Genomic DNA, 7,351 nt, shown 5'->3' with positions numbered 1-7,351 from the left:
AGCTCGCCGTGTTCGACCTCGAGATGATCGACACCAGCCTGCAGGGGGAAGTGGACGGGCCGCGGACCGACGAGCAGGCGCGGCTGCTCCGCACCGGCGATCAGGTGCGCAGGGAGCTTGCGGACTCAGGCAAGTTCCGCGTGCTCGACATCGCGCCCGTCAATGCTGCGGCGCACGGCAGCAATCTCCAGGCCTGCGGCGGATGCGATGTGAAACTGGCCGGCGAGCTGGGCGCTGATCTGGTGATGACTGGCGTGGTGCAGAAGGTCTCCAACCTCATTCTCAACATCAATCTCTATCTGCGCGACGTACATACCGGGCAGTTGGTGGCAGCAGCGAGCGCCGACATGCGCGGCAATACCGACGAATCCTGGTCGCGCGCCACCGATTACCTCGTGCGCAACCGTCTGCTCGCGCCAAACTACGGCGCGCCGCAGGCGCGATAGACTCGGTGCACGGATGTACCTCCGTCATCCTGAGGTGCGAGCCTTGCGGCGCAATTGCGCCGCTGGGCGAGCCTCGAAGGATGCACGGCCACCGGCCGGGCCGTTCATCCTTCGAGACGCGCTGCGCGCTCCTCAGGATGACGGGGAGGGATTGCATCACGCCTTCAGCCGTGCGGCGTGCCAGCGCAGGTGATCGGCCAAGAAGGTCGATATGAAGTAGTAGCTGTGGTCGTAGCCCGGCTGACGCCGCAAGGTGAGGGGAATGTCGGCCTTCTCGCAGGCCGCCTTCAAGAGTTCGGGCCGCAGCTGCTCGGTGAGGAATCCGTCGGCGTCGCCGTAGTCGACCAGCAGATCGGAGAAGCGGGCACCGTCCTCGATCAGCGCGACCGCATCGTGTTTGCGCCACGCCTGCTTGTTGCTGCCGAGATAGCCGCCAAGTGCCTTGTTGCCCCACGGCACCTGCGACGGCGCCACGATCGGCGCGAACGCGCTGGCTGCGCGATAGCGATCGGGATAGGTCAGCGCCACCGTGAGCGCGCCATGACCGCCCATGGAGTGACCGAGGATCGATTGCCGCGACGTGTCGACCGGGAACTGCTCGGCGATCAGCTTCGGTAATTCCTCGGTGACGTAGCTCCACATCCGGTAATTGGTCGCGAACGGCTGCTCGGTTGCGTCGACATAGAAGCCAGCGCCGAGACCAAAATCATATGCATTGGCGGGATCTCCGGGGACGCCTTCGCCGCGCGGGCTGGTGTCGGGCGCGACGAAGATCAGGCCGAGCTCCGCGCATGCCTCGCGGAATTCACCCTTCTCGGTGACGTTGGCGTGCGTGCAGGTCAGGCCCGACAGATAGGTGACGACAGGCAATTTGGCGCCGGCCGTGTGCTCCGGGACGAACACCGAGAAGGTCATGTCCGTCTTGGTTTCGCGGCTTGGGTGCCGGTAGACGCCTTGCGTGCCGCCATGCGACTTGTTCTGGGAAACCGTCTGCATTGCCATATTCCTCTCGGTTGGAGCGTGACGTCAGGCGACGCCGCTCTCGATCGCCAGGCGCACCAGTTCGGCCGAAGTGCGCACGCCAAGCTTCTGGCGCATGATCGATGATGTGTTCGCGACCGTCTTGTAAGACGAATGCACCAGCCAGGCGATTTCCGACAGGCTCTTGCCGGAACTGAGCAGGCGCAGGATCTCCATCTCGCGCGAGGTGAGCTTGGACAGCGGATTCTGCGCGAAGCCCGGCCGCGCAAAGGCGACGTTGCGTGCGATCGCAGGCGGCAGATAGACGCCGCCATTGCCGACTTCGCGCACCGCCTCGACCAGATCGTTGGGATCGCCGGTCTTCGAGACGTAGCCCTTGGCGCCGATGTCGATGGCGCGGGCGGCGAACACCGGGTCGTCGTTCATGCTGAACATGATGAGACGCGCGGATGCATCGCGCATCAGGATGCGGCGCGCCAGCTCGAAACCGGAGACGGTCGGCAGGTTGATGTCGATCACGCAGAGATCGGGCTTTTCCGCGACGAACGCCAATTCGCCGCTTTCGGCATCCGCCGCTTCCAGCAGGGTGATCTCGGGGTCGTCGGCGAACACGGTGCGACAACCGGAAGCAACGATGGGATGATCATCAACGATCAGAATGCGCATGGCGTTGTTCCGGCGACCTGCTTCGATTCACTCGTCGTTACATCGGTTTGCACGAAGAACACCTCGGTTCCGACCGGTTGTGCACCTCGCACGAGATTGCGATAGGGTGCGATTAGATAGCCGGGCAAATTTGGCTGTCAACGATCCTCTCGGAGGAGGGATCGCGGTCGGGGGCAACGTCATGTGGCAAAAGCTATCCTTGCGCGCACGGATCAACGCGCTGCTCGCGCTGATATTGGCGCTTGGGCTCGGCATCAATATTGCGCGGCTCGTGCTCGAAGCGGGGCCGCGCGTCCAGGCCGAGGACCGCAGTGTCATCCGCTTGGCGCGAGAATTTGTTGCGACAATCGTAGCCGGTCTCAACGAGGCGCCCGATCCCGATGCGCGGCTCGATCAGATCGTCGAGGACTTGAGTCGACTGCGTCACGTCAGCATCACGCGGCATGATGACGCGACGGCAATATCCCCCGAGCGCCCGCAGGACGCCAGTGAACCGCGCGCCGCGCCGGAGTGGTTCGTCGCGCTGGTGCATCCCGAGCAGACCTCGGTGCGGGTGCCGGTCTCGGTTCACGGCAAGGCGCAATCGCTCGTCATCACCTCGCATCCTGACGACGAAATCGCCGAGATCTGGGACGGCATCGTCACCCAGCTCGAGGTCGGCTCCGCGATCGCGCTGGCGCTGCTTCTGGTGACCATGCTGGTGGTCGGCCGCGCGCTGGCGCCGCTGGAGGCGCTGTCGCAGGCCATGACCGGTATCGAGGCGGGCGACTATGATGTCCGCGTCGAACCGGGCGGATCGCCGGAATTGGCTGCGATCTGTGCCAAACTGAACCATCTGGCGGCGACGCTGGGCGAGGCCGTGGACAGCAAGCGGCAGCTGGCCGAACGCGCGGTGTCGCTGCAGGATTCCGAGCGCAAGGAGATTGCGCGCGAACTGCACGATGAGTTCGGGCCCTATCTGTTCGCGCTGCGCGCGCATGCCGGCGCGCTGACCCGGCTGTCGGAGCTCGAAAAGCCCGATCCGTCCGCGCTGCGCAAGCATGGCAACGCCATCCTCGAGCAGGTCAACGCGCTCCAGCAGTTCACCCGCCGCATCCTGGAGCGATTGCGGCCGGTCGGACTGGCCGAGCTCGGGCTTGTGGAAGCGCTCGGCGCGCTGGTGCGGCTCTGGAGTGAGTCGCATCCCGAAGTGGAGATCGAGAGCCGCATATCGGCTGATCTCGGCGATACCGGCGAGATGGCCGATCTGACGATCTATCGCATCGTCCAGGAAGCGCTCACCAACGTGTTCCGCCACGCCGGCGCGACGGCAGTCGATATCACGATCGAGCCCGCGGAACGGCAGGCCGGCCTGCGAGGCACCCGCGGCTGCGCGCTGGTGCGGGTTCGCGACAATGGCCGCGGCTTGCTCAGGGATCACCGGCTTGGCCGCGGTTTGACCGGCATGCAGGAGCGAATCCTCGCGCTCGGCGGCACGCTGAAGATCAATTCCACCGATGATGGCGTGACGGTCGAGGCGCTGGTGCCGAAGGCCGCGGGGTCCTAGGGGGCTGTTCGCGGCCAGTATGTGAACGCGGCCCACGCCAGTGCGAATGCGCCGGCGATCCAGAGCGCGATGATCGCGATCATTCCGGCTCGGCTGGTCGGTCGCTGCAATATCGCGCTGGCCTTGGCGCGGCATTCCGCCATCACCTCGTCCGGAACGAGCGAGATGGCAAGCCAGATGCCAAGCGGCACGAGAATCAGATCGTCGAGATAGCCGAGCACCGGAATGAAATCCGGGATCAGGTCGATCGGCGAGAGCGCATAGGCTGCCACTGCGATTGCAACGGCCTTGGCGTACCACGGTACGCGTGGATCACGCGAAGCGAGATACAGCGCGACGCTGTCCCGCTTGAGGTTGCGCGCCCAGGCCTTGATTGAGGGAAAGGTCTTGATTGAGGAAAGGGTCTTGCTTGAGGAATGCTTGATGGCGGACAGCATGGCGGCGCCTGCACGCCGAACGGAAGCGCTATTCCAGCACGACGTCCACTGGCATGCCCCCGTGCAGACCCTTGTGGACGGAGGAGGGCGCGATGCCGAAATACTTCCGGAAGACGCGGCTGAAATGCGAGGAGCTCGAGAAGCCCCACGAGAACGCGACATCCGTGATGGTCTTGCCGTTCTGTGATTCCAGTTCCTGCCGGCAATTTTGCAGGCGCGCCTTCCAGATGTAATCGCTGACCGTCATGCCGCGATCGCTGAACAGCATGTGCAGATAGCGCTTCGAGCAGCCGAGCGCCGCGGAAATGCGGTCGATGCAGAGATCGGGATCGCGCAGATGCTCGCGGATGAACCCCTGGGCCCGCACATAGGTCGCCTCGGCGCTGCCGCGGTCGAACATGGCGCCGGTCTCGCGCAGCGGCAGCAGCAGCAGGTCGATCAGCGCATCGGCGACGCCGACGGCGTTGACCGGGGTCAGCGTCGGTGCCTCGCCGAATGCGGCATGGACGAAATCATAGGCGATGCGGCCGGTGCCGTTGCGCGCCGACAGCTTGCAGGGTGCCATCTTGGAGAGCTGGAAGCCGCGCTCCTTGAGCAGGTCCTTTGGAACGATGACAACCTCGTGACGCGTCAGGGACGGGCTGATGATCGTGTGCGGACATGAGACGTCATAGGCGAAGCAGTCTCCCGGCATGATGTCGAAGTGCAGACCGTCCTGCTCGAAATGCGAGACGCCGTGAGTCTGGAAAACGATCTTGATGTAGGGGTGCTCGCTCAGCCTGATGCGCGAGAGCGCATGGGCGATGCGATGTTGGCTTGCCTCGATCTGGCACAGCTTCAACCGCGACACGGTGGTGTAGTTGATCCGGCCTTCGAGCGAGGATCCTTCCAGCGCATCGACGTCGAACTGGCCGCAAAGATCAGTGAGCGCATCCGACCAGCGCTGGATTTGACGCTTGGGCGTCAATCCGTTCGTGCTGAGTGAATGGACTGTATCGGACATCTTTCCAGCCACCGATTCGATCCCCAACGTGACTGCCCACCGCGCTTAAGTCTGGTTCGGGATGATGCGCCTTCTCCCTGATTCTGAACAGGTTAGGGAGGCGGCGGGATTTCTTCCCGGTTAATGGCGGGCGATCCTCCGACTTAGTTCTGGGCTCGTCAAGCGCAACCTTAGCACGCGTCAAACTGGAGCTCGGATTGCGCCGGCCGCGATTGATGCCCTGCAACATGAAGCAAGCTTTCCCGCCAATCCGGCGGCGGCCTGCAAAAATCTGACTCAGCTTCGCTTCTGTGCAAACGGCGCTTCTCTATTGGGCAAGTCAGCCGGGTGCGATCGGACTACAAATGGAGAACCAAAATCGAAGAAGTGGGGCCGTTTCGGCGGAAACCCTTGAGCTCTTGAACCTGGGAGGAAATCCACGATGCGCAAGCTGCTATACGCGACCAGCCTTGGGGCAATGGCGGTGTTCGCCGCCGGAGCTGCCACTGCCAATGACGAACTCCACAAGATGACGCAGAACCCGAAAGATTGGGTGATGCCGACCGGCGACTACACCAATCAGCGCTATTCGAAGCTGAATCAGATCAACGCCTCGAACGTCGGAAAGTTGCAGGTAGCATGGACGTTTTCGACTGGCGTGCTGCGCGGCCACGAAGGCGGTCCGCTGATCATCGGCAACATGATGTACGTGCACACCCCGTTCCCGAACAAGGTCTACGCTATTGACCTTTCCAAGGACAACCAGATCGTCTGGAAGTACGAGCCGAAGCAGGATCCGAACGTCATTCCGGTGATGTGCTGCGATACCGTCAACCGCGGCGTCGCCTACGGTGACGGCAAGATCTTCCTGCACCAGGCCGACACCACGCTGGTTGCGCTCGATGCGAAGACCGGCAAGGTGGAGTGGTCGGTGAAGAACGGCGATCCGAGCAAGGGTTCGACCGGCACCTCCGCACCGATGGTGGTCAAGGACAAGGTCCTGATCGGTATCTCCGGCGGCGAGTTCGGCGTGCAGGCGCACATGAGCGCCTACGACACCAAGACCGGCAAACTGGTCTGGCGCGGATTCTCGGAAGGTCCGGACGACCAGATCCTGGTCGACGACAAGACCACCGAGCTCGGCAAGCCGGTCGGCAAGGACTCGAGCCTGAAGACGTGGCAAGGCGATCAGTGGAAGATCGGCGGCGGCGCGACCTGGGGCTGGATCTCCTACGATCCCGAACTGAACCTCGTCTACTACGGATCGGGCAACCCCTCGACCTGGAATCCGAAGCAGCGTCCCGGCGACAACAAGTGGTCGATGACGATCTGGGCGCGCAACCCGGATACCGGCGTCGCCAAGTGGGTCTACCAGATGACGCCCCATGATGAATGGGACTATGACGGCATCAACGAGATGATCCTCTCGGATCAGTCGATCGACGGCAAGGCGCGCAAGCTCCTGACCCACTTCGATCGCAACGGCCTCGGCTACACCCTCGATCGCGCCACCGGCGAACTGCTGGTCGCCGAGAAGTATGATCCGAAGGTGAACTGGACCTCCGGCGTCGACATGAAGAAGGATTCGCCGACCTATGGTCGTCCGAAGGTTCTTGACGCAGCGTCGACCGACAAGGCCGGCGAGGACGTCAACGTCAAGGGGATCTGCCCGGCAGCGCTTGGCTCGAAGGACGAGCAGCCGGCGGCTTACTCGCCCGACACGCAGCTGTTCTACGTGCCGACCAACCACGTCTGCATGGACTACGAGCCGTTCAAGGTGAGCTACACCGCAGGTCAGCCCTATGTCGGCGCGACGCTGTCGATGTATCCGCCTCCCGGTGAGACCAACATGGGCAACTTCATCGCCTGGGACGGCAAGACGGGCAAGATCGTCTGGTCGAACAAGGAGCAGTTCTCGGTCTGGTCGGGTGCACTCGCGACCGCCGGCGGCGTGGTGTTCTACGGCACGCTGGAAGGCTACCTGAAGGCAGTCGACGCCAAGACGGGCAAGGAGCTCTACAAGTTCAAGACCCCGTCCGGCATCATCGGCAACGTCACCACCTACGAGAACAACGGCAAGCAGTACGTCGCGGTTCTGTCGGGTGTTGGCGGTTGGGCAGGCATCGGCCTCGCGGCCGGTCTGACTGATCCGACGGCCGGTCTCGGTGCAGTCGGCGGCTATGCCGCGCTGAGCAACTACACCGCGCTCGGTGGAACGCTCACCGTGTTCTCGCTGCCGCAGCAGTGAGCTGAGCGACCTCGTTCCGGCGCATGGAGCGAACTCCATGCGCCG

Annotated in this window: 7 protein-coding genes; 3 read left to right on the top strand and 4 right to left on the bottom strand. The window is 63.4% G+C overall.

All coding sequences use genetic code 11. The annotated features are described in order from the left end of the window. The coding region (locus FNJ47_RS24400; RefSeq protein ID WP_236000080.1) for a DUF3280 domain-containing protein at nt 1–446 on the top strand (446 nt) is incomplete at its 5' end. Between the two features lie 156 nt (nt 447–602). Here FNJ47_RS24400 and fghA read toward each other — a convergent pair. Both fghA and FNJ47_RS24390 read right to left on the bottom strand, forming a co-directional pair. Further along, the gene (fghA, locus tag FNJ47_RS24395; protein WP_163157678.1) at nt 603–1,448 is read right to left on the bottom strand and encodes an S-formylglutathione hydrolase; all 846 of its coding nucleotides are present in this window, start codon (nt 1,446–1,448) and stop codon (nt 603–605) included. 24 nt (nt 1,449–1,472) lie between these two features. Then, on the bottom strand, nt 1,473–2,093 hold the full coding sequence (locus tag FNJ47_RS24390; RefSeq protein ID WP_163157676.1) for a response regulator transcription factor: 621 nt from the start codon (nt 2,091–2,093) through the stop codon (nt 1,473–1,475). Nucleotides 2,094–2,274: 181 nt separating this feature from the next. On the opposite strand from FNJ47_RS24390, the gene FNJ47_RS24385 reads away from it, so the two are divergent. After that, complete coding sequence (locus tag FNJ47_RS24385; RefSeq protein WP_163157674.1) at nt 2,275–3,639, top strand: histidine kinase; 1,365 nt, start codon at nt 2,275–2,277, stop codon at nt 3,637–3,639. Here the strand turns inward: FNJ47_RS24385 and FNJ47_RS24380 are convergent. Both FNJ47_RS24380 and FNJ47_RS24375 read right to left on the bottom strand, forming a co-directional pair. Next, complete coding sequence (locus FNJ47_RS24380; protein WP_430649412.1) at nt 3,636–4,031, bottom strand: YkvA family protein; 396 nt, start codon at nt 4,029–4,031, stop codon at nt 3,636–3,638. The genes FNJ47_RS24385 and FNJ47_RS24380 overlap by 4 nt on opposite strands. A gap of 73 nt (nt 4,032–4,104) precedes the next feature. Beyond that, on the bottom strand, nt 4,105–5,079 hold the full coding sequence (locus FNJ47_RS24375; RefSeq protein WP_163157670.1) for a helix-turn-helix domain-containing protein: 975 nt from the start codon (nt 5,077–5,079) through the stop codon (nt 4,105–4,107). A gap of 421 nt (nt 5,080–5,500) precedes the next feature. Here FNJ47_RS24375 and xoxF5 point away from each other — a divergent pair, with 421 nt between their 5' ends. Continuing rightward, entirely contained in the window at nt 5,501–7,306 is a 1,806-nt protein-coding gene (xoxF5, locus tag FNJ47_RS24370; RefSeq protein WP_163157668.1) for a lanthanide-dependent methanol dehydrogenase XoxF5, read from the top strand. Nucleotides 7,307–7,351: the final 45 nt, after the last annotated feature.

This window comes from Bradyrhizobium uaiense (assembly GCF_010811875.1).
Taxonomy (GTDB): Bacteria; Pseudomonadota; Alphaproteobacteria; order Rhizobiales; family Xanthobacteraceae; genus Bradyrhizobium; species Bradyrhizobium uaiense.
Note: the sequence above shows the minus strand (reverse complement) of the source record. Positions and strands in the feature narration are given on the sequence as shown.

Excerpts from the sequence above, each read along its gene's own strand:
- fghA (WP_163157678.1), bottom strand. The coding sequence starts at position 1,448 with ATGGCAATGCAGACGGTTTCCCAGAACAAGTCGCATGGCGGCACGCAA.
- FNJ47_RS24375 (WP_163157670.1), bottom strand. The coding sequence starts at position 5,079 with ATGTCCGATACAGTCCATTCACTCAGCACGAACGGATTGACGCCCAAG.
- FNJ47_RS24390 (WP_163157676.1), bottom strand. The coding sequence starts at position 2,093 with ATGCGCATTCTGATCGTTGATGATCATCCCATCGTTGCTTCCGGTTGT.
- FNJ47_RS24385 (WP_163157674.1), top strand. The coding sequence starts at position 2,275 with ATGTGGCAAAAGCTATCCTTGCGCGCACGGATCAACGCGCTGCTCGCG.
- xoxF5 (WP_163157668.1), top strand. The coding sequence starts at position 5,501 with ATGCGCAAGCTGCTATACGCGACCAGCCTTGGGGCAATGGCGGTGTTC.